We start from the raw sequence: 21,975 nt of genomic DNA, 5'->3' as shown, positions 1-21,975 counted from the left end.
ACCGTCGGTGGAGCGGTCCGCCTTCCTAGCTCGACCCCCCGTCGTATTTTCCCAGCTACTTCCCGCCCGTTTTTCGAAAATCAGCTCCCCGGCGCTAAACTATGCGTTTGCCCGACTGGAGTGCCTGCCGCAATGTTTCACGCTAACGCCAAACCCCGCTTGATGGGGATACTCAATGTCACGCCCGATAGTTTTTCCGACGGCGGCCGGTTTACTGGCTTAGCGGCGGCGATCCGCCAAGCGGAAACCATGTTGGAAGAAGGCGCCGACATCATCGACATCGGTGGCGAATCGACTCGCCCCGGTTCCGAGCCGGTCAGTGCCGACGAGCAAATCCGTCGGGTCGTGCCGGCGATCGGTGCGATTGCTAAGTTGGGTCGGCCGGTCACGATCAGCATCGATACGATGCTCGCGCCGGTCGCCGCCGCCGCGCTGGATGCCGGGGCCGACTGGATCAACGACGTATCCGGCGGACTCGGCGATTCGCGCATGCTGCATCTAGCCGCCGAGCGGCGCGCGCCGATCATCTTGATGCACATGCAAGGCACGCCGAAGACGATGCAGGACGCGCCGCAGTATCAGGACGCGGTCGGCGAAGTCGAGACCTTCCTTAAACAGCGCGTCGATGCGGCGCTGGCGGCCGGCATACCCCGCGAGCACATCGCCATCGATCCCGGTATCGGCTTCGGCAAGCGCAAGCAAGATAACCTGGAACTGCTGGCCCACCTCGACCGTTTCGTCGCGCTCGGCTGGCCGGTGCTGCTCGGTACCAGCCGCAAGCGCTTCATGGGCGGCATTTGCAATGTCGAACAGCCCGCCGAACTGGTCACGGCGACCGCAGTGACGACCGCGCTGGGCGTGATGGCCGGCGTGCAACTGTTCAGAGTCCACGACGTCAAGGCCAACCGGCAAGCATTGGACGTGGCTTGGGCGATTAAGCAAGCGCGTTGAACGAACTGCACCCGCGTTTGCGGGCCTTAGCCGACCAATTCGCGCCGACGCCGTTACAGCGGATCGCCGATCCGGCCTGGAGCGCGCGCGGCGTGACGTTGTCGATCAAGCGCGACGATTTGCTGCATCCGGTGATATCCGGGAACAAATGGCGCAAGCTCAAATACCCGCTGAATGATGCCCTGCGGCGCGGCGCCGATACCGTGGTCAGCATGGGCGGCGCCTATTCCAACCACTTGCACGCCTTGGCCTATGCCGGCCGCGAGCTGGGACTGAAGACCGCCGCCTTCGTGCGCGGGGAGTGTCCGGCGCGGCTGAATCCGACCTTGCGTGACTTGCTGGAATGGGGCATGGAACTGCGCTTTGTGTCGCGCGAAGAATACCGGGGCTTGCGCGCGTATCGGGAATGGCACGACCCGCCGGATAGGCAGTCGGGGCAATATTGGTTGCCGGAAGGCGGTGCCGGCGAATTGGCCTGGCGCGGCGTGGCCGAAGCGGTCGCGGAAATCGATACGCCTTACGACATACTGGCGCTGGCTTGCGGCACCGGCACCACGTTGGCCGGCGCGGTCGGCGCGGTGGCGCCCGGCGCGGAAATCGTCGGCGTGGCGGCCTTAAAAGGCGGCGACTTTTTGTACAGCGACATTCGCGAACTGTTGTCCGTTCAAGGCCGGCCCGATAGTGGTGGTTGGCGCTTGTGGCTCGACTACCATTTTGGCGGCTTCGCTCGAACCACGCCGGAACTGCTGGCGTTTATCGCGTCGTTCGAAGCCCGGCATGGCGTCGAGCTGGAGCCGGTATACACCGGAAAATTGCTGTACGCAGTCTACGACAGACTGCAAGCGGGCGATTTTCAGGCCGGCCAACACGTCGTGGTCTGGCATAGCGGCGGCTTGCAGGGCAAGCGCGGGACACGCTAAACCCGGATTGGAGTCTGTCCGCAAAATAGCGATAATACCGCCGCCGATAACAATAACGACAGGTGGCAACATGGTAGCGCAGACTCTTCCGGTTTCCGGGCAAGCCGCCGGCATGGCGGTGTCTTTCCGTTTTTTATTGAGCCTGTACGGCATCGTGCCGATCTGCCTGATCGCGCTCGGCCTGGATAGCTGGCTGTTCGACCACGCCTTGCGCGATGCGCTGCCCAGCAGCCCTAGCCACTTTTTGCTGTTTCAAGTCTTGTTCGGCACCCCGCACATCGTCGCCAGCAATCTGCTGTTAGTCAGCCATGCCGAGTATCTGAAAACTTTCCAACGCAAATTGTTGGGGATGAGCGCCTTCATCGTGCTGTTCTTCGGCGTCGGCAGTTTGTTCATACCCTACCGGGTGCTGTATCTGATCAGCGCCTGCTGGACCGTCTATCACGTGTTGAAACAACAGCACGGCATCGCCAAGGCCGTGTGCCGCCTGCCGACTTGGGCGTTTTATCTGCAATTGTGGCTCAGCGTGACGGCCGGCATCTTCACCTACATCGGTATTTTCATGAAGAACAGCCTGGCGCCGGAGCAGGCCGCGTTGATTCTGCAAATCGCCACGGCGTTGACGGCCGCGTTGCTGGCGACGACTTGGATCTGCCAGCGCTACGTCGCCAGCCGCTTGGGCTGGTATTTTCTGTGGGCCAACACCTTGTTAGTCGTTGCCAGTTGGTTTGTGTACAGCCAGCAATATTACTTTTTGGCGATTCTGATGCCGCGCTTGGTGCATGACATCACCGCCTACAGTTTTTACGCGACCCACGACGTCAACCGCCACGCCGGCCACCCGCAGAATGCGCTGTTTCGCCTGACCGAAGCTTGCCGGCTGCCGGCCGTCGCGGTGCTGCCGCTGTTGTCGTTCGCATTGACTTACTGGCTACAGGTCCACGGCGACGCCGCCGTCAACCTGATCTTGCAAACGCTGTTTTCCACTCAGGTCTACAAAGCCGCCACCTTGGGCATCGTCGGCTATTTGGCCTTGATGCACTACTACACCGAAGCCTTCATCTGGTCGGCCGGCTCGCCGCTACGGCGCTATATCCGCTTTGGCCGAGTGTCGTGAATTAGTGCGGTTGCTCGATGCTTGGCTATAAGGCATGTCGGCGCTCAAACTCAGTAAAACGGTAATGGCCAAAAAAATGCACACCAGCAGGGCTTCGCTTAGATCGATTGCTGGACGAAGAAGATACCCGTTTAACCTTGACCACCTTAGTGGCCGCCGCCGCCGCGCTCGGTAAAAAGGTAAAAATAGAGTTAGAATCCGTGTGAGCTAGGGTGAGTTGGGCCGTAGCGGTAGGCTCTAAAGCGGCCAGAATTCGTCAGACGGAACAACAATGCCTATGGCAAATGTCCTGCCAAAAGCAGGCGGTGTGGTGAGTTTACGAACCGCACAAATCGCGAACGATGCGCTTCACGCTGTTCAGCACATCCTACGTCCCTAAATCACAATAGAGGCAGCAGCATGATGACACTCAATATCGACGACGACACGGCAAACCTGCTCCGCGAGTTGTCCGAGCAGGAACACGTCAGCCCCGCGCAACTGATCAAAAATCTCCTTAGTGATTACCTCGAAGACTTGGCCGATGTGGCTGCCGCCGATACGGCGTTAGCGGAATTGACGAGCGGTAAGGACAATACGATCAGCTTGGCGGAATGGGAGCAGCAACTCAATGCCATGGAGCATTAGGCTTAAGACGGGCGCCGCCAAAGCCATCAACAAGCTGGACAAACCGGTCCGCGACAGAATCAAAGCCTTTCTCGATCAGTTAGCCGAACAAGATAATCCGCGCATTAACGGCAAAGCCTTGCAAGGCAAATTGTCCGACTACTGGCGCTATCGGGTCGGCGACTACCGTTTGATTTGCCAGATTCAAGACGACGAATTAATCGTTTTGGTGGTTGAACTGGGCCATCGAAAAGACATTTATTGAGACAAGCATTAATCGCTAATAATCTAACCCCGCCACCTTACTTCGAATCCATTCGCAATTATGTTCAGTTTACGTAGCGCTCTTGTTAGAATTTAGGCATGACTTTCGATTACCTACCTTCTGAATCAATCAACGGCGCAACCGACTGGAGCATACAAAATCCCAGGGCGTTCAGCGATGCCGAAATTGAATTGGCAATCTCAAAATTTCCAAAAACAAGATATTACGGTAGCAAACGCCGTTTGTTGAGCTGGATATATCATGCGGTTAAGGACCTACCTTTCAATACGGTATTGGATGGTTTTGGTGGAACGGCAAGCGTTTCGCTGTTGTTTAAAGCAATGGGTAAGCAGGTTTACTACCATGATGCTCTGCTCAGTAACACCATCTCGGCACAAGCGTTATTGGCCGACGATTTTCCTTTTTCCAACATTCACGACGCTTATCAATTTATAGAAAGTATAAAACCTGAAAATGGCTTTATTGCAGAAACATTCGCCAATATATATTACACGGACGAAGAAAACCAATGGTTGGACGGTGCAGCGAAAGCGATTCATGCTATAGAAAATCCACTTCAACGTAGCGCTTACTTCTATTGTCTATTTCAGGCTTGCCTAAAGAAGAGGCCATTTAATCTTTTTCATCGGGCCAATTTGAATTTAAGATTGAATAAGGAAGTTAATCGTTCATTTGGAAACTGGGCGACTTGGGAAAAAACTTTTTTGAGTTTGATGAAAGAGAGCATAATCGACTTAAATAGTACATATAAATGTAGAACATCTTCAGTAATATTAGAGCCTGGTGATATAAAGCGATTGGATTCTTGCTACGACCTCGTTTATTTAGACCCACCCTATGTTGGAAAAACAAAAACGGGTGATGACTATTTAAGACGATATCATTTCTTAGAAGGGTTGAGTCTTTACAATAAGTGGAAAGAAAATATCAACATGGCATCATCAAATAAGACATTTCAACCTTGCCAATACTTGACTGACTGGCAAAGCAAGAGAATATTTCGCGAACTAATTTTTGATGTTATTGATAAACATAAACAATCCATTGTTGTATTGTCATATATTTCAAACGCTCATCCAAGTGAAGAAGATATCTCTGATTTTTTTAAATCGATTTTTAAAAAGGTTCAAGTCTATAAACAAGACTTTTGCCATGCTTTAGCCAAAGAAAAAAAAGAAGAGTTATTATTCATAGGATTTAATTAATGAGCATTTTTAGCAAGATATTACCACTTAGGTATAGCATTATAATTTTTGCGTCTTTAATTATTGTCATCCTTTCGCTTTTAGCGTTATTTTTGTTTGATGTGTTAGTTGGCCCAAAATGGTCAGCAGTTATCCCAGGGCTATTAACTGGATTTGTTATCGCTTTGTTTCAAGCCTTGCTCTCCTGGTATGAAATTAAAAAAGTAAACGAACTTAAAGAACTTAAAGTACGAAAAATATTACCTAGCAGGGAAGATCCTGTATATTATGGAAACCTAATATCAAGATCCAAGAAAGAAATAAAACTACTTGGCGTCACTGCTCAAAGGTTTCTTGACGACTTTGGCAGTGACAGCCCAAACGCTCCTGAACATCGAAAGGTATTAATAAAAACCCTGAATGATAATGATCATATAAATATCAAACTATTGCTTGCTGACTACGACAGTATAAAATCAAACGAAGATAATAGAAATAAATATAATTTAGCTCAAAAAGACTAGAAGCTTTATCAAATAGATTTCCTAATAAATTTGAATACCGCTACTATAAACATGAGCCTGCACATAGCATAATGATAATTGACAATGAATGTATTGTTGGACCAGTTTTCCCTCATGTTGAAAGCAAATATACTCCAGCCATTCATTTACGAATAGATAGTGCATTTGCGAAGCATTACATTGAATATTTTAATACCGAATGGAATGCATGCGAATGAGTTTAATAGATAGCGATTTATTGTTATCTATCAACTCTCGCCTTCACTTAACGCTTATTTCATTACATTACGAAGGGTATCGTATTAATGGAGGCCTAGGATTTGCGATAAGAAACCCAAACAGCAAAATAAGCTTCACAAAATCATCTATTTTCTCTTTTAATGATATTCGTGAAATCACTGTAACCGATGATGGCATCGAACGCTTACTTACCTTGTTGAGAAATGAGAAAAACCATCATCAATTTAAATATGCTTTTAATATCAAGATTGAAGGTAACATGCGCCCCCACGCCGGCTTCGGTTCCGGCACAGCCGTGACCCTCGCTTGCTTGGAAGCTTTGCATATTCTCAACGGTTCCGAAATATCATCTGCCGAATTGGTCGCAGCATCCGGACGCGGTGGTACATCGGGCGTCGGCATCCATAGCTACTTTTCCGGCGGTTATGTGTTCGATCTGGGCCGCAAGGTCGATGACAGCGTGTTCTCGCCGTCGCATCTGAACGGCAGCAAACCCGCGCCGTTACTGCTCGACCAAGGCCCGATGCCGGATTGGGAGTTCGGCATCTGCATGCCGGCGGCGATTGCGCATAAAACCCAAGCCGAGGAACGCGATTTTTTCCGGCGTACTTGCCCGTTACCGGCCGACAAGGTTTACGAAACCGTTTACCACACCTTGTTCGGGCTATATGCCGCTCTGCGCGAAGCCGACCGCACGGCATTCTGCGCCGCCTTGAAAGCCGTGCAAAACTGTGCCTGGAAGCTAGCGGAACGCCGAGAATACGGCGGGGCATTATTCGAACTAGAACAGGCCATCTATGCGGCGGGTGCCGATGCGGTCGGCATGTCCAGTCTAGGGCCGAGTTTATTTTTTCTGGCTGACGACGTGAACCGCATCGTTACCGCAATGCGCCAGTCGCGGCCGGATTGCGAGTGGTTGATCACCCGCCCGGACAATCGCGGCCGGGAAATCATTTATGGTTGAAATCGTATTTTTCACTTCCAGCCCGATTAAACTGGCTCACGCCCGTTATTTATGCCGAGATTACGCCGTGCGCATCGTCGGATTTCGCGAGAAGACTTTCGGGGCAAATTACGAAGAGCCGCGCATTTACGACCGCGCGGAATTGATCGCGCGCAGTTATCAAGATGCTTTGCAACGCTGGAAAAACTTTGTATCGAAAGACGGACATAAACTTTTCTTTATCGAAGATACTTCGGTCATCATCGAAGCATTAAGCAAAGAACGGGAAGTTCCGGGCTTGGACGTCAAATACTGGATGAAGGAAACTCAATTTGCCCAGTTGGACGAAACCTTACGGAATATGGGTAACGATCGGCGTTGCCGGGTGCGTTCCGATTTGGTTTTGCATTTGCCGCCGGAATTGCGGCCGAAAGATTCGAACGATAGTTACCGAATATTTACCAGTTTCAGTTTCGGCAATGTTATCGAGTATGAACGTGATTTTGAAACCAATCTGCTTTATCCGTGGTTGGATAACAAAACATTCAATAAATGGTTCGTACCGGACGGGGGCCAAGACCCGATTAGTTTGTTGCCTATCGAGGAAGCCGATAAACACGATTTTCGCGCGCGCGCTTTTCGCGAAATGCTCGGTTTTTTAGAAAATCGGAGTGAAATCCGAAAACGCCAGACGGCACCTAAACAATATCAGCTTGAGGCCGCCGCGCCGTTATTCGTTATTTGCGGCCCTTCTTGCGCGGGCAAGACCACGTTGGCCGAACATTTGGCGGACAGCTACGGTTATTACCACATCGAAGCTAGCGATTTTATGTACCGCAGCTATTACCAGCGCCACGGCGTCAGTTCGACGGTGCCTATCGGCGACTTTGCCGAACAAGCCTTGCAAGATCAACCCGAAATCGTTGCCGAGCAGGTGTTGGAAGATATTCGCTTCAATCGGCCGCTGGCGACTGTGATTACCGGCTTTCGTTCGCCCAAGGAACTGATTTGGTTTTATGAACACTATGACTGCCACCAGCCGATTGTGCCGGTTTATATTGATGCAAAACCTAAAATTCGATTCGAACGATCTTGCCTTCGGGGACGCGAAGCAACGCAGGATACTTGGGAGCGCTTCGAACGTAGGGATTTACAACAATTCTCGATGGGCCTCGGTGAATTAGCGAAAACGATACAGTCCGATTCGATTATAAACGAAGCCAGCACGGCGACATTCTTTAACGAATTCGCTGCCCGATATTTATCGGAGTGGCCGTTCCCGGAAGGCATCAAGATGAATCCACTGACCGCAGGCGATCTCGAGAAGCTGATTCTGACGGCACTATTGAATCAATGGTCTGACCGCAATTATTTCACGACCACCGAAATTGCCCACCTGATTAACCGCGACCAACCGGCAGATCGGCAGCGCAGTAAAAACAACGTTAGCCGCTATTTCAATCAACGTTTTTATCCGTATTACGAAATAAAATTGATCGACGGCAAACGCAAATATCGCTTGTCCAATACAGGGCTAGGGAAGGCGAAATTATTATAATGGCTAAAACCGCCATCAATCGAAACAGGAGGCACATGCCAATTTTCGAAAAACTCGGCGGCATCGCCATCATCTTGGGATCGCTGTTGCTCAGCGCCTATGCAGTCTTGTTCCCAATCCTGCTACCGTTAGGGATCGGAAGCTTCGACTATGCCGAGGTGGTGCGCAGTCCTGGCTGGGTGCCTTTGGCGCTGGTCGCCTTCGCTGGCGTGTTAGCCTTGCTGGTCGGGTTTTATGCGGTTTATGCCAGGATGCGCGACACGGCCGGCGTGCAGGGCGCTGTGGGTTTTTTATTCGTCGAGGCGGCTTATTTGTTGCAAGCCTGCAAGGTGACTTGGGAGTTGTTTCTTTATCCCGTCATCGCCCGCTATCCCGAAACCGCCTTTCTGTTACGCGACGCCGTCATCAAAAACGATCCGGCGGTGTTGGCGTTTAGAATTTCGGGTTCCGCGACGATATTGATCGGCATCGTGCTGTTTTGCCTGGCTATCTACCGTTCGGCATTCTATCCCAAGCCGGCTGCATTATTGATCTTCGTCGGCGCCGTGGTGTATGCGCTGGGGCCTATGATTTCGGTGTACGTGTCTATCGTTGGGATTTTCACCTTTGCCGTAGGCTGCATGTTACTTGGGGTTCGCTTGCTGCGCTGACTGCGAACGGCTTGCCGTTCAATCAAACCCCGCATCTTGATTGGCAAAACTGCTAGGGCACCTGCACCGCCGGTGCTAACCTGCCGCCGTCATGGTTTGCAGGAGTTTTTACGATGAACGACATTCCCGATCCGGTTTACGCGCGGCTGCTCAAGGCGGCGCTGGACTGTTTCCTCGCCGACGAATACCACAAGGTTACCACCCGAGCGATTGCCGACAAGGCGGGCGTCAATATCTCGATGATCCGCTATTACTTCGGCAACAAGGAAGGCCTCTACGAAGAAATGATCCGCGAGACGCTCAAGCCTCTCTTGGACATGCTCGACAGCGATACGCTGTCCGAGGCCGGCGGTTTCGCCGACTATCTGCGCTTCTATTACGACACCATGCGCAAGCATCCCGAGTTTCCCAAGCTTATCCTCAAGGTGCTTGCCGTCAATCACGGGCCGGGCCGGCGCTTCATCCTGCAATTGTTGGAACGCGGCCGCAGTGGCGGCGCGCGGCGACTGGGACAACTGAAGGCAAGCGGGCAGGTCGATCAGGCGGTCAATCCCGACGTGGCGCGGATGGCTTTCGTCAGCCTTGCGATGATGCCGATGCTGCTGAAAGACATCTTCGAGGAACAGATGGGCGGGCAGATGGACGAAGCCTTCCTCGACGAACTCGCCGCTTTCAACGGCAAGCTGTTGGCGGCGGGCATGGTCGCCGCACAAGAGGGAGCGTGACATGACATTGCAAAAGAACGCCGGCGCGGTGCGCCGCTTCGCCAAACTCGCCCGATTCGGCGCCTGGCTACAAAACCTGCCCAACAAACTCGTGCCTCCGCCGTTCCGCTTGATCCAAATCGGTTCGGCCTTCTGGCAATCGCGGGCGTTGTATGTCGCCGCGCGGCTGGACCTCGCCGGCGCGCTGGCCGATGGCGCGTTAAGCGCCGAAACCCTAGCCGAACGCGTTGCCGCCGACGCCGATGCGCTTTACCGTCTGCTGCGCATGCTAACTGCATTGGGCGTGTTCGAGGAAGTCTCGCCGCGTCGTTTCCGCAACAACCAGCTTTCGTCCTGCCTGTGCCCGGATCATCCCCACAGCGTTCGCGCCATGGTGCTGATGCACAATTCGCCGGAAATGAGCCGGCCGTGGTTCGAGCAATTGGAGCAGGGCGTACGTAGCGGCGGCGTGCCGTTCGAATCGGCGCACGGGCAGGCGTTTTACTCGTATATGGACAGCCACCCCGAATTCGATAAGCTGTTCACGCAAGCGATGGATAGCGTGGAAGCCTTGGCCGGCGACAGCTTTGTTAGCGATTTCGATTGGTCGCGCTTCGAGCGCATCGTCGACGTCGGCGGCTCCAAGGGCGCAAAATCGCTCGCCATCCTTAAACATTATCCGCAGCTCAAGGCGCTGGTGGCCGACCGCGAACAAGTCATCCAAGGCGCGGCGCAGTTCTGGAAAGACCAGGGCGAGGGCGCCGTGTTGCAGCGCATCAGCTTCGAAGCCTGCGATCTGCTACAATCCGTGCCCAAGGCGCAAAGCGGCAAGGACATTTACCTGCTGAGCGCCGTGCTGCATGGCTTCGACGATGCCACTTGCATCGCGGCTTTATCCAACGTGGCGAGCGCCGCCGCAGACTGTGACGCGACCATCGCCGTGATGGAAATGCTGATGCCGGACAGCCACGCCGACATCGCCACGGCCGCGTTCGACATGCAGATGTTCGTCAACACCCGCGGCCGGGAGCGGATGCTGGCGGAATGGCGGCGCCTGTTGGATCAGAGCGGATTGGTGCTGCAGGAGGTGGTGGGCTTAAGGACCTTTGGAAACATCCTCGTGTTGCGTACCGTTCAACGACGTTCGTCGCCATGACGCGGCAATTAACCGGCGATAGCTTGCGCGATAGGCCTTGGCAAGTTTGTAATTGACGCTGCTGTTAGTGATTTTAAGCAAGCATTGGTTTAGCCAATTTTGCTTCGGCGAATAGTTCAGTCTTCAGTCAATTTCAAAGCATGTCATAGAATTTCGCTTATCCGGCAAACTCCACTGACAATCTGCTCCGGCCTGAACGCCGAGAAACCCAAAACCAAACCGCTGGGCGGCTTACGTTCGATGCCGTAAAACGAAAGCGGCCGTGCTTCAATGCCACCTTGTTTTAAGCGCTCGGTTACCTCGACGTCGTCGAACCCTTCCGGCAGGTATGCGCAGGCGTCGAGTCCGGTGGAAATCGGGCAAACATCGAGCAGGCCTTTCAACTGGTTATCGCAGGCGGTAATAAACGTTTCGGCGCGTTCCTGGTAGACCATCTTCATCCGTCGCAAATGTCTGGCGTAGTGGCCTTCGGCAATAAATTCGCTCAGCACCGCTTGAGCTTCCAGCCCGACATGGCGGCAGGTCAGGCTCATCGCCGACGCAAACGGTGTTTGCAGCCACTCCGGTACCACTGCATAAGCCAAACGGATACTCGGAAACAACAGTTTGCTGAACGTGCCCATATAAATTACCCGATCGCTGGCATCTAGACTTTTGATCGGTGCCATCGGAGTACCGTGGAAGCGGAATTCGCCGTCGTAATCGTCTTCGAGTATCGTCGTTTGATGGCGTTCCGCCCACTTTAGCAGCGCGATTCGGCGTTCGAGGCTTAGTGCTGGGCCAATTGGAGATTGGTGGGCGGAAGTGACGTAGGCCAGTTTGGCGTGTGCGGCCTTTTGAATTGCCGCTTCGATATCCATTCCGTTCGAATCAATCGGTACGGCATGCACCCGTGCGCCGACGGCGGCAAACAAGGTTTTCGCGCCGGGATAGCCGGGGTCCTCCATCCACACCGTATCGCCGGGATCGAGCAGCAAGCGTGCGCACAAATCCAGGGTTTGCTGGGCGCTGTGGGTGATGATCACTTGCTCCGGTGTGCAGCTAATGCGCTGCGTATACCGTAAATGCTCTGCAATCGAAGCGCGTAACGGACGATGGCCGGTCGGATCGGCGTAACCCATTCTGCGCGGACGCAAGGCATTCGCACGTTTGGAGGCGATACGGTTCCAGATGTTCAACGGAAAGTGCTCGAAATCGGGTTGATTGGGTTTGAAAGGAACGGGAGCGGATTCGGCGGCGCCGTAAAAAAAAGGGCTGTCCGCCAGTACTTGACCCAGTTGCGATAGCCTGCCTTTTGCCGAAACCGCGGCGCGGTCTTGTGGGGCGGGTGCACTATCCAGACTATCCGGCAGTTTGGCTGAGACAAACGTACCTTTGCCGGTACGGGACGCAATATAGCCTTCCGCCAATAATTGTTCATAGCCCAAAACTACCATGCTGCGGGAAACTCCGTAGTGTTTGGCAAAATCGCGGGTAGTGGGCAGTCTGACGTTAGGTTTCAAACGGCCACTCAAAATAGCCAAGCGAATCTCGCTGTAAATCCAGTCTTTGATCGAGCATTGCGCCGGTTTCGCTGCAATGGAAAGTTCAATCTGTTCCGCTAATCTCACGATTCTATTTCGATGAATTGGTCTGGTTATTTTTTCACTTATTGGTATTTCTATTAAACCATTCGATTGGCGAGAATAGCACCAATTTCACGTGACCGACAGTATTAGGAGTAGCTCATGACCCAACGCTTCAGCTATCAAACCAGCGGCTATCAGGCCATGTACGGTTTGCATCAATACGTACAGGGCTGCGGGCTCGATCACGGCTTGCTCGAACTGATACGGCTGCGCATCTCGCAAATCAACGGCTGCGCGTATTGCATCAATATGCATGCGTCATTGGCGCAACAGAACGGCATATCCATCGTAAAGATCCATCTGGTGGCGGCCTGGAAGGAAGCCAATGTGTTTACCAAACGAGAATTGGCGGCTTTGGCTTGGGCGGAAGCCGTCACGGCGTTAAGGGACGCTGAGGTACCGGAATCCGTCTATCGGCTGGCTAAAGCGCAATTCAGTGAACATGAATTATCCGACCTGACGCTTGCGGTAGCCGAAATGAACGCCTGGAACCGGTTGATGATTGCATCGAGAACGCCGCCGGAAATTGAGTAAGCGGAACTCGATGATGCAATCTATAGACGAGATTATTGAAAACGATGACATCGTGGCGGTTTACCCACTGATGAGCATACTTCGTCCCCATTTGCCGGATGCGGTGGCATTTGTGGCCCAAGTGCAGCGGCAAGCTCAAGCCGGCTATCATTTGGCCGGATTTCGTCGCAACCAGCAATGGCGAGGTCTGATTGGGTTTCGTCTGGGCGAAAACCTGCTGTACGGCACCTATCTTGAAAAGCTCATAACGCTTTAGACGGTTAAGTAATGCTCCAGATGTTTTGATAGCAAGCTAATTTGAATTTGAAAGCAAGACTCGGAGTGTTCAAGAACGGTGATTTGGGTAAATTAACGGCGTGAATGAACGAAATCCGGAGCCGACATGCCGAAGCCGATTGAAACCGACGCTTTGCCAACAGAAAACGATCCTCGTTGGCGAGCCGTGCTGGCCCGCGATCCGGCAGCCGACGGTCGCTTTTTCTACTCGGTCAAAACTACCGGCGTCTATTGTCGACCGTCTTGTCCAGCGCGTACCGCCAAACCTGAAAATGTGCAGTTCTATCTCAGTCGAGAAGAAGCTGAAGCCGCTGGATTCCGCCCCTGTCGGCGTTGTAAACCGGATCAACCTGCCTTGCGCGAACAGCACGCCGATAAAGTGACCGAAATCTGCCGTTTGCTTGAAACAGCCGAAACCGAGCCTAGCCTTACCGAGTTGGCGGCTATCGTCGGACTAAGTACCTTTCATTTTCATCGAATTTTTAAGGCCATCACTGGCTTGACACCTAAAGCCTATGCGGCAGCCCAGCGCGGTAACCGGGTTCGGAGTCAACTGGCGAAAAGTCAGTCGGTAACTGCGGCCATCCATGATGCCGGTTACAATTCCAGCAGCCGTTTTTACGAGCAATCGCCGCAACTATTGGGTATGACGCCATCCGACTACCGTGCCGGCGGTGCCAATAGCCGAATTCGCTTTGCCTTGGGCGAATGCTCATTGGGTTCTATTCTGGTGGCGGCCAGCGAAATCGGAATTTGTGCCATTGCCTTGGGCGATGATCCCGGCCGCCTGGCTCGAGAGTTACAAGACCGTTTCCCTCAGGCTGAACTGATCGGTGGCGACAACGAATTCGAACAATGGGTTGCCAAAGTGGTCGGTTTGGTTGAAGCTCCTGCCATCGGCTTGGATTTACCGCTGGACATGCGAGGTACTGCATTTCAACAGCGGGTTTGGCAAGCTTTGCGGCAAATCCCAGTCGGCGAGAAAGTCAGTTACACCGATATTGCTCAACGCATAGGCGCACCGAAGGCAGTACGCGCGGTGGCCGGCGCCTGTGCGGCCAATAATCTGGCCGTCGCAATTCCGTGTCACCGAGTCGTTCGCTCGGATGGCGGTTTGTCCAGTTATCGTTGGGGGGTGGAGCGCAAAGCCGAGTTGTTGCGGCGGGAGAGTCAATCATGAATGCAGGCGTATTGTCTTGCACATTGCCGCTACCTACTAATTACCGATTACAGGATATTTTGTCTTTCCATGCTCGCGATGCCTTGGCGGTTGCCGAAACCGTCCAAGCTAACCAATTACGTAAGGGCATCGTGTGGCACGGTTCACCGGCCTGTTTGACGCTCCGTTTTTTACCCATGGCCGCCGAAATAGAACTGAGCATCGATCATACGTCGGCTTCATTGGACGTTGACAAATTATCCGGACTGGCAGCTCGAATGCTTGGATTAAATCAGCCCGTTGAGTTGGTCATGCACCGAGCTTTGCACGCCGCCGTTCCGGAATTCGAGCGGACTTCAATTTTTATCAGCATAACGGTCTTATTCCGGTCGGCGGTCGGAAAATGAGCCAAAATTCGGTTACCAATAACGAGGCACGCATGTACTTTGCGTTAGCTGGCATGGAGGAAGGTTGATGAAATTCACTGGTTGGGCTGTGGCGATTCTGCTGCTGTTGCCGATTTCGGCGTTAGCGGTTTTCAAACCGGTTCGGGTGCTGATTCCGGAAGCATTCGGCGTCCGTTGCAACGAACAAAACCTGTGCATAGACGATGTTTCTCAGCTTACGGCCGCGGAGTCGCTACTTTCCAACTCGAAAACTTATCTTGCCGCGCAATGGGGCTTGTCTATCGGCGAGCCGAAGATCGTCTTTTGTCGCACCGAGCCATGCCGGTCTGCATTCGGTCTATCGAACCAGGCCGGATTCACCTTGGGCAGTTTCGCCATTGCCATCGCGCCGCGCGGTTGGCAACAACACTACGTGGCGCATGAGCTCATCCATCATTGGCAGGCCGACCACTTCGGCAGCCTGGCACTGCTAACCGGCGAGCCGTGGCTAATCGAAGGCATGGCCTATGCTCTGAGCAACGATCCGCGTATAGAACTGCATCAGCCGTTTGAGTCCTATCGTCAGCGTTTCAATGACTGGTACAAACGCAACGCCGACATACCGCTCAAGGAATCGCTGGGTGGGGTGCTCTGAAAATGGCGTCAAGTAGGGCAATGTCCCCTACCAAAAATGGGGTTGGTGCGATAAGCCGTAGGCCATCATTTTGCCCAACCGTACGGTGCCTCAATCTGTATCGCTACCCGTAATCATGATGAAATACAAAGGCATAATTTTTGATTTCAACGGCGTTTTGCTTTGGGATGCACCGCTGCACGTTCAGGCCTGGCAAGCGACGGCGCTACGTCTTAGAGGTTTACCCTTAAGTGACGACGAATTTTCAATCCATGTGCATGGCCGTACCAATCGTCACATTTTGAGCTATCTCCGCGGCAGAAACTTTCAAGAAGCAGAGCTGCTTGAGCTGATACAAATCAAGGAGTCAATGTATCGGGATTTATGTTTAAAAAATCCCGAGACGTTTGTTTTGTCTCCCGGTGCCGAAGCGCTGCTTGACTTGGTTTCTAGCAAAGGTATACCGCGTACCATCGCGACAGCCTCCGAAAAAACCAATCTGGATTTTTTCATCCAACACCTCGGTCTGGATAAGTGGTTCGATCTGCCACGGATTGTCTTCGACGACGGGGCTCTTCCCGGTAAACCCGCGCCGGATATGTACGCCAAGGCGGCAACCAATATTGGTTTGCCGCCGTACGATTGCATCGTTGTCGAGGACGCTATTTCCGGTTTCCAATCCGCCCATGCCGCCAATATCGGCCATATCGTCGGTCTTGGTCCGCTTGAAACGCACAACAAGCTTCTCGCCTGCCAAGGGGTCTCGACCGTGATCGAGAGTTTTGAGCAATTTCCGCGCGAGTTGTTAGCCAATGCATGACCTGATAACCGTGACCGGTTAGATCGGAATTCAGACCAAATGACCGGAGTCGGCCAGCTATGGCGTATCGAAGCGTAGGCAATGCGGTAGATGAATAATATTTGTGTCATCTTCGATTTGGACGGCACACTGGTGGACAGCGAAGGACTGTGCAATCAAGCCTTTCTCGACCTGCTTCCGCAGTTGGATGATCCGCTGGAGACCTTGATCGAGCGCTATCGCGGCCAAAAACTAAGTTCGATTCTGATTGACCTTGAACACCGTCTTGGCCTAAAGCTGCCGGATTCGTTTGAACAGCGCTATCGCCAGCGGGTTGCGGCACTCTTCGCGTGTGATTTGAAGCCCATGCCGGGCGTTTTGGAAATGCTCGCAACCCTGAATTCGCCGAAATGCATTGCCTCCAGCGGGCCGCTTCCGAAAATCCGTCAAGCCTTGGCAGTCAGCGGTCTTGCTGCCTATTTTGGTGACAATCTATTCAGTTCCTATGAGATCGGTTCGTGGAAACCCGATCCAGGGCTATTCGAATATGCCGCCAGTGCAATGGGCTTTGAACCGAGCCGGTGCGTAGTGATTGAAGATAGCGAAGTGGGGGTAACGGCTGCGGTAGCCGCAGGCATGACGCCGCTGCATTTTATACGAACCGGCGTGGCCGATTCGTATCGGACCGCAGGCAATACGGTATTCGATGATATGTCCCAGCTGCCGCAACTGCTCAAGCGGTTTACTAATATGGCGGCATTCAATCGTTAGCCATTCAGGCCCCACCGGCAACCGCCAAAATCAGTGAAAATTTCGCCCGAATGCAAGACCATAGGAAAAAAAGTATGACGGCAAAAGAACGTCAACAATTTTGGGTAGCCAACGTCCGCCGAAGTCAGCATATTGGCCGAGCGCACCGGCTCATCCTCTACCGAGATTAGGCTGATGATGGAGAAAATTCGGCGAGTCTCTCAAGCGGCCGTCACCGCGATGAAAACGGCGTGAAAGGGGTGGATTTCGACGTGGCCTGTCGAAAAACGCCGGCGATTCGGTGCGGAACATCGTGGAATCTCAAAGCCACGTCGCGATGTCCGTCGACAGCATCAACATGGCGCTGAAGGAACAAGCCAGCGCAACCGGGGAAACGGCCGGTCGCGTCGAATCGGTATCGCATGGCGCGCAAGCCTTAGCGGTGACGGTCGAACGAACCGAGATGAATGCCAGGGAACTGGCGTCGGAAGCGCAATTACTGGGTCAATTGGCGGCAAAATTCAAACTCTAAATCCCGCCCGTCGCCGGCATTGACCGGGGCGTTGGCGGCTTAGTCTTCGTGCCGCTTCATCGTCGTTCCCGCCGGCTTAAAGGTGTGCAAATCGACCGTGGTTTCGGTCGCCCGGCCGGCGCAGCCCCAATTCAGCGGCTGGTCTTGGGTGAAGCGCTTGCCCAGTTGCCAGGCGATTTCGGCGCGGGCCAGTTCCACACCCAAATAAAACGCGTGGCCGCCGTCGGCTTCGACGCCGAGCTTCGGATACAGCTCGAACGGGTCCAGCGCGGTGTGCAGGCCGTCGCGGTTGAACACGTGCAAACCGTCGCCGCTGACTTGAATCCGGTAGCTCGGGTCCTTGATTTGCCCGGCCAGCGTCTCGATTTCCTCGCGGCTGTTCAGAAACGGCGCGGTGTCGTGTACGGTCAGCAAGTCGGGAGCAATGTGCTTGGGCAGGGTATTGTGCTGCTTGGCGGCGTACATGATGCGCCGCGCCCGGTCGGCCTCGCGGATCGCCCGGCAGGCGTGCTTGCTGACTTCGGTGGCCAGGATGTGGCCGATGTCCAGTTCCGAGCAAATGCCCAGCAACAATGCATTGATGCCGGAAGTGTCGGCGTGAGTCAGTTCGGTCAAATTGCCGACGCCCATCATCATCTCCACCTCGGGATAGCGTTGGCGGAAGGCGTGATTGCGAACCACGGATTCGGTAAAGCCGAAATGGATCGGGTCCAGAATCGGATCGACGATGAAGGCGCGGCCCTTGGCTAGCAGCGTTTCGATGGCCTTGTCCAACGTGCTCAGGTCGCCGTGGGTTTGCGGAATCAAAATCGGCGTGGCCGCCACCTCGTCGGCGATCCACAAACTGCGCTCGGTCAAACTCAGCATGTAATCGGCGCCGGCCCCGGCGCCGGCCAGCAAATCGGCGTCTTCCAGCGAATCGATGCTGACCGTGTAGCCGGTTTGCTTCAAGGCCTGGATGGTCTCGCGCAAATGCGGGAACGGCGTGCCGGGCAGGCAGCCGATGTCGATCACGTCGGCGCCGTTGGCGACGTAGTAGGCGGCGCGTTGCAAGATCGCCTCGATACCGATGTTCGGCGCATCGACGATTTCGGCGAAGATCTTGGTGCGGTAGTTGCTCAAATCGTAATGGTGGGCGGCCATGCCGAAATGCTGCGGCAAATCCTTGATTTCCTCAGGGCCGCGCTCGACCGGCACGCCGAAGTGTTGGCTCAGCACCGCCAAGTCGCCTCGGCAGCGGCCGGGCAGTATCACCCGGTCGGCGCCCTGCGCATCCGGCAGGCGGCGGATAATCATGTCCACGGTAATCAGCGCGGCCACCGTCACGCCCATCACGTGCACCTTGTACTGAAATTCCGGCTGCATCGCTTCCAGTACTTGGCGGACTTGCTTTTCCGCCAATTTGCCGGTGATGAACAGAATTTTTTCGCTCATAGCGCCGCCAGTCTGGCCTTGACCGCGACGATCAATTGCTCCACGTCGTCGACGACCTGGGTGTAAGGAAAGCGGCGTAGGCGGTCGGTGGCTTCCAAATCGATGGGCCTGGGATAGACCATGAATTTCTTGTGGCCGGGCGCGGTGGTTTCGATTTCCGGTGCGGTATCGCAGGGATAGATAATGCTCGGAATCCGGCACTTGCCGGCCTGGGCGTACAAATTGGTCGCCAGCGAATCGGCGATGCCGAGCACGCATTTGGCGACGGTGTTGGACGTGGTCGGCGCCATCACGAAGGTATGGTAATCGCCCTTGTAAAACAGACCGACCGGCGGCGCCGAGGCGGCCTTGTCGCGGTACACCGGCATTTGGGCGCGGATGTCGTCGAGTTTGATGCCGTACATTTTCAGCACTTCCTCGCCGGCCTGGCTCAGATACAGATCGACATGATCCAGCGTCAAAATAAACTCCAGGCATTCTTCTATGTAATGGCCGGAACCGGTAATGGCCCAGGCGAGACGCGGCGTAGTCATGGTCAAGGTGTCGGTGGCGGGGTGCTTATTATACTGGAAGCGGCCGGCTTTGCCGTTCGGGACCGGCTTCGGCTTCGGCTCCGCTCAGCCGGCGGATAGTCCGCGCCGGATCGACTCGTGTCGCTCAGCCGGCGGATAGTCCGCGCTGGATCGACTCGTGTCGCTCAGCCGGCGGATAGTCCGCGCGCGGCCGACTCGTGTGCTCAGCCGGCGGATAGTCCGCGCGCGGCCGACTCGTGTGCTCAGCCGGCGGATAGTCCGCGCCGGATCGACTCGTGTCGCTCAGCCGGCGGATAGTCCGCGCGCGGCCGACTCGTGTGCTCAGCCGACGGAAAGTCCGCGCGGGGCCGACTCGTGTCGCTTAGCCGACGGATAGTCCGCGCGGGGCCGACTCGTATGCTCATCAGCCGGAGGATAACTTGCGCGGGGCGGATGGTTCGTGCCGCTTGGGGACGTTAGCAAGCGTCAAACTTAACGGCATCGCCCGACCGATTTAGGCATAATGTTCATCGGCCTTAACGGTTTAATCTCTATCAACGAAAGGAAGGGTGAGCCATGGTGGAATACTCGCGCGCGGAGCCGGCGCGGCAGGCGCATGTCATGACGTTTACCAGCGGTAAGGGCGGCGTGGGTAAGACGTGTTTGACCGCCAACATCGCGGCGGCGATGGCGTCGCGCGGCGCCAAGGTCTGCATATTCGATGCCGATACCGGACTTGCCAACATCAATATTGTGTTGGGCCTACGTCCCGAGTTTACGCTGGAACACGTGCTGCGCGGCGAAAAAACCATCAACGAGGTGGTCGTCACGACCGCCGGCGGCATCGCCGTGGTGCCGGGGGCGTCCGGCATCGCCGCCTGCGCGAATCTCGGCGCCGGCGAAGCGCGCAGGCTGTTGGACGCCTTGACGGCCCTGGAAAGCCGGTACGACTACATTCTGATCGATTCCGCCGCTGGCGTCGCCGAACCTGTCTTGCAATTCGTCGAGGCCGCCCCAACGGCGTTTTTGGTGATCACCGCCGAGCCGACCTCGCTGACCGATGCCTTTTCCCTGCTGAAACTGTTGAACGCCAGGCATTACCCCGGCCAGTTGAAAGTGATCGTCAATCAAGCCGCCGACTACGCCGCCGCGATGGAAACCTATCGGCGCTTCGCCGCCGTGGTCGAAAAATACCTGAGCTTGCGCGCGGACTATGGCGGCTACGTCGCGCGCGACGAAAACCTGCCGCGTTCGGTGACGCTGCAATCGCCGATTGTCGAACTCATCAGCCAGTCGCCGGCCAGCCGCTGTCTGACCGCGCTGGCCGACAACATCGTCAAATGCATCGGCGGCGAGTCGCCGCAAACCGGATTAAGCGATTATTGGCGCGGGGCCTTGATGGAAAGCCAGGTCCCGGCGGATGCGATCGGATTTGCTGTGCCCGCCGAGCCCGCCAACTCCAAGCTTGGCGATCGCGAACAGGCCGAAGCGGCCTTATTGCGCGGCATCGCCGAATTCGTCGAGCGCCACGGCGAGTTTCCGCAAGCCTTCAAGCAACTGTTTTTTCGCTGGCTGGAAACTGAAAACCACGCCGCTCCCCGCCTGATCGAATTAGTAACGACCCTGGAAGCGCTGTACACCGCCCGTTACCGCGAGCCGATGTTCGGCTTGGAAAGCAACGCTGCCCGGCTGGTTGCGCAAACCGGCGGCGCCGAGGATCAATTGCGCGGCCTGATTCGCCAATTGCGCGACGCTTACCGACAGGCGCACGCAAGCGACGTAATCGATCTCGAACAGGAACTATCCGCCACGATAGGCCGCGACGACTTCACCGAGGAACGCTTCGAGGCGTTGGCGATACGCATGCGCGCGGCGTTTCAAGCGCGTTTCAACAAGCCTTACCAAAGTCAAAGCGAGTTGTTGCTGGAATCCACCGCCGAGGCGCTGGCGGCGATGGCTGGTCAAGAACAGGCCTTGCAAACCGAATTCGCCTCGTTGTCCCAGCAAATGCGGCAACTCACCTCGCGGCGCGAAGCATTGTTGACCGCCATCGAACACGCCCGAGAGCAGCAACTAACCATTGCCCGCCAAAGCCCTATCGACGGCTGATACCAGCCGGTCATCGCGGGCCGAGCGGGTCTGACCGCGGCGCCGACTCGTATCGCAGCCGGTCGGATCGCCCGAGGGCTTGAAATCGGCGCTGTGCGGGCGGTATTCAGTTCGGGCCGAGCTCGCCGAAGTTCACTGATGCACCCTTCGACAAGCGCTCATGAAACAGCTTTTTATGCTTACAACAATCAACTGCTTACAACAGGGCAAACAAACTAAAAATCGCGTCAAACAGGGACTGTTTCTTGGTAACGCCATGCGCCCGAAGGGGGCTTGCTTTGCGCAGGGCGAACGGTGTTTAAGCGCCAGGTGAATCATCCGAAAACCGATGGACGCGCATCGGTCTTGGCATCGCGTGTTTCCAGCGTTCCGTGACGTGCTTC

At 54.8% G+C, this 21,975-nt stretch carries 23 protein-coding genes; 20 read left to right on the top strand and 3 right to left on the bottom strand.

The window, feature by feature from the left end:
- Nucleotides 1-132: 132 nt before the first annotated feature.
- The 12 genes from folP (at nt 133) to ACQE3E_RS13190 (ending at nt 10,839) form a co-directional block, all read left to right on the top strand.
- Nucleotides 133-951 carry a dihydropteroate synthase gene (folP, locus tag ACQE3E_RS13245; protein ID WP_427500649.1) on the top strand — a complete coding sequence of 273 codons (819 nt, stop codon included), beginning with the start codon at nt 133-135 and terminating at the stop codon, nt 949-951.
- Nucleotides 948-1,871 carry a 1-aminocyclopropane-1-carboxylate deaminase/D-cysteine desulfhydrase gene (locus tag ACQE3E_RS13240; protein WP_426993523.1) on the top strand — a complete coding sequence of 308 codons (924 nt, stop codon included), beginning with the start codon at nt 948-950 and terminating at the stop codon, nt 1,869-1,871. The genes folP and ACQE3E_RS13240 overlap by 4 nt, the downstream gene beginning before the upstream one ends.
- A gap of 70 nt (nt 1,872-1,941) precedes the next feature.
- Complete coding sequence (locus tag ACQE3E_RS13235; protein ID WP_427500648.1) at nt 1,942-2,988, top strand: hypothetical protein; 1,047 nt, start codon at nt 1,942-1,944, stop codon at nt 2,986-2,988.
- 399 nt (nt 2,989-3,387) lie between these two features.
- Complete coding sequence (locus ACQE3E_RS13230) at nt 3,388-3,615, top strand: DUF6290 family protein (RefSeq protein ID WP_427500647.1); 228 nt, start codon at nt 3,388-3,390, stop codon at nt 3,613-3,615.
- Nucleotides 3,599-3,859, top strand: a complete 261-nt coding sequence (locus tag ACQE3E_RS13225) for a type II toxin-antitoxin system RelE family toxin (protein ID WP_427500646.1) — start codon at nt 3,599-3,601, stop codon at nt 3,857-3,859. Before ACQE3E_RS13230 ends, ACQE3E_RS13225 begins: the two co-directional genes overlap by 17 nt.
- 98 nt (nt 3,860-3,957) lie before the next feature.
- Nucleotides 3,958-5,085 carry a DNA adenine methylase gene (locus ACQE3E_RS13220; RefSeq protein ID WP_427500645.1) on the top strand — a complete coding sequence of 376 codons (1,128 nt, stop codon included), beginning with the start codon at nt 3,958-3,960 and terminating at the stop codon, nt 5,083-5,085.
- Nucleotides 5,085-5,588, top strand: a complete 504-nt coding sequence (locus ACQE3E_RS13215; RefSeq protein WP_427500644.1) for a hypothetical protein — start codon at nt 5,085-5,087, stop codon at nt 5,586-5,588. The genes ACQE3E_RS13220 and ACQE3E_RS13215 overlap by 1 nt, the downstream gene beginning before the upstream one ends.
- Before the next feature lie 199 nt (nt 5,589-5,787).
- On the top strand, nt 5,788-6,792 hold the full coding sequence (locus tag ACQE3E_RS13210) for a beta-ribofuranosylaminobenzene 5'-phosphate synthase family protein (RefSeq protein WP_427500643.1): 1,005 nt from the start codon (nt 5,788-5,790) through the stop codon (nt 6,790-6,792).
- The gene (locus ACQE3E_RS13205) at nt 6,785-8,329 is read left to right on the top strand and encodes a non-canonical purine NTP pyrophosphatase (protein WP_427500642.1); all 1,545 of its coding nucleotides are present in this window, start codon (nt 6,785-6,787) and stop codon (nt 8,327-8,329) included. Before ACQE3E_RS13210 ends, ACQE3E_RS13205 begins: the two co-directional genes overlap by 8 nt.
- A gap of 35 nt (nt 8,330-8,364) precedes the next feature.
- Nucleotides 8,365-8,979, top strand: a complete 615-nt coding sequence (locus ACQE3E_RS13200; protein WP_427500641.1) for a hypothetical protein — start codon at nt 8,365-8,367, stop codon at nt 8,977-8,979.
- Between the two features lie 113 nt (nt 8,980-9,092).
- Nucleotides 9,093-9,704, top strand: a complete 612-nt coding sequence (locus ACQE3E_RS13195; protein WP_427500640.1) for a TetR/AcrR family transcriptional regulator — start codon at nt 9,093-9,095, stop codon at nt 9,702-9,704.
- Nucleotide 9,705: 1 nt separating this feature from the next.
- Nucleotides 9,706-10,839, top strand: a complete 1,134-nt coding sequence (locus tag ACQE3E_RS13190; protein ID WP_427500639.1) for a methyltransferase — start codon at nt 9,706-9,708, stop codon at nt 10,837-10,839.
- A 143-nt stretch (nt 10,840-10,982) separates the two neighbouring features.
- Here the strand turns inward: ACQE3E_RS13190 and ACQE3E_RS13185 are convergent, their stop codons facing one another.
- Entirely contained in the window at nt 10,983-12,449 is a 1,467-nt protein-coding gene (locus ACQE3E_RS13185; RefSeq protein WP_427500638.1) for a PLP-dependent aminotransferase family protein, read from the bottom strand.
- A 117-nt stretch (nt 12,450-12,566) separates the two neighbouring features.
- Here ACQE3E_RS13185 and ACQE3E_RS13180 point away from each other — a divergent pair, with 117 nt between their 5' ends.
- The 7 genes from ACQE3E_RS13180 (at nt 12,567) to ACQE3E_RS13150 (ending at nt 17,537) form a co-directional block, all read left to right on the top strand.
- Nucleotides 12,567-13,001 (top strand): carboxymuconolactone decarboxylase family protein, encoded by a 435-nt coding sequence (locus tag ACQE3E_RS13180; protein WP_427500637.1) that lies wholly within the window; start codon nt 12,567-12,569, stop codon nt 12,999-13,001.
- 10 nt (nt 13,002-13,011) lie between these two features.
- Nucleotides 13,012-13,257 (top strand): hypothetical protein, encoded by a 246-nt coding sequence (locus tag ACQE3E_RS13175; protein WP_427500636.1) that lies wholly within the window; start codon nt 13,012-13,014, stop codon nt 13,255-13,257.
- A gap of 126 nt (nt 13,258-13,383) precedes the next feature.
- Nucleotides 13,384-14,457, top strand: coding sequence for a bifunctional DNA-binding transcriptional regulator/O6-methylguanine-DNA methyltransferase Ada (gene ada / locus ACQE3E_RS13170; RefSeq protein ID WP_427500635.1), 1,074 nt, complete (start codon nt 13,384-13,386; stop codon nt 14,455-14,457).
- A gap of 453 nt (nt 14,458-14,910) precedes the next feature.
- On the top strand, nt 14,911-15,477 hold the full coding sequence (locus ACQE3E_RS13165) for a hypothetical protein (RefSeq protein WP_064030209.1): 567 nt from the start codon (nt 14,911-14,913) through the stop codon (nt 15,475-15,477).
- A 115-nt stretch (nt 15,478-15,592) separates the two neighbouring features.
- A complete protein-coding gene (locus ACQE3E_RS13160; RefSeq protein ID WP_427500634.1) occupies nt 15,593-16,276 on the top strand; it encodes an HAD family hydrolase in 684 nt (227 codons plus the stop codon).
- Nucleotides 16,277-16,366: 90 nt separating this feature from the next.
- Complete coding sequence (locus ACQE3E_RS13155; protein WP_427500633.1) at nt 16,367-17,026, top strand: HAD-IA family hydrolase; 660 nt, start codon at nt 16,367-16,369, stop codon at nt 17,024-17,026.
- Nucleotides 17,027-17,306: 280 nt separating this feature from the next.
- Nucleotides 17,307-17,537 (top strand): hypothetical protein, encoded by a 231-nt coding sequence (locus ACQE3E_RS13150; RefSeq protein ID WP_427500632.1) that lies wholly within the window; start codon nt 17,307-17,309, stop codon nt 17,535-17,537.
- A gap of 39 nt (nt 17,538-17,576) precedes the next feature.
- Here ACQE3E_RS13150 and ACQE3E_RS13145 read toward each other — a convergent pair whose 3' ends face one another.
- The gene (locus ACQE3E_RS13145; RefSeq protein WP_427500631.1) at nt 17,577-18,971 is read right to left on the bottom strand and encodes a DUF6513 domain-containing protein; all 1,395 of its coding nucleotides are present in this window, start codon (nt 18,969-18,971) and stop codon (nt 17,577-17,579) included.
- Nucleotides 18,968-19,504, bottom strand: coding sequence for a flavoprotein (locus ACQE3E_RS13140; protein WP_064030220.1), 537 nt, complete (start codon nt 19,502-19,504; stop codon nt 18,968-18,970). Before ACQE3E_RS13140 ends, ACQE3E_RS13145 begins: the two co-directional genes overlap by 4 nt.
- A gap of 600 nt (nt 19,505-20,104) precedes the next feature.
- On the opposite strand from ACQE3E_RS13140, the gene ACQE3E_RS13135 reads away from it, so the two are divergent.
- The gene (locus ACQE3E_RS13135) at nt 20,105-21,592 is read left to right on the top strand and encodes an AAA family ATPase (RefSeq protein ID WP_427500630.1); all 1,488 of its coding nucleotides are present in this window, start codon (nt 20,105-20,107) and stop codon (nt 21,590-21,592) included.
- Nucleotides 21,593-21,975 lie beyond the last annotated feature (383 nt).

Origin of the sequence: Methylomonas sp. MED-D (genome assembly GCF_050276835.1) — a bacterium.
Taxonomy (GTDB): Bacteria; Pseudomonadota; Gammaproteobacteria; order Methylococcales; family Methylomonadaceae; genus Methylomonas; species Methylomonas koyamae_A.
The sequence above is the reverse complement of the archived record's forward strand: the minus strand, read 5'-3'. Positions and strand labels throughout refer to the sequence as shown.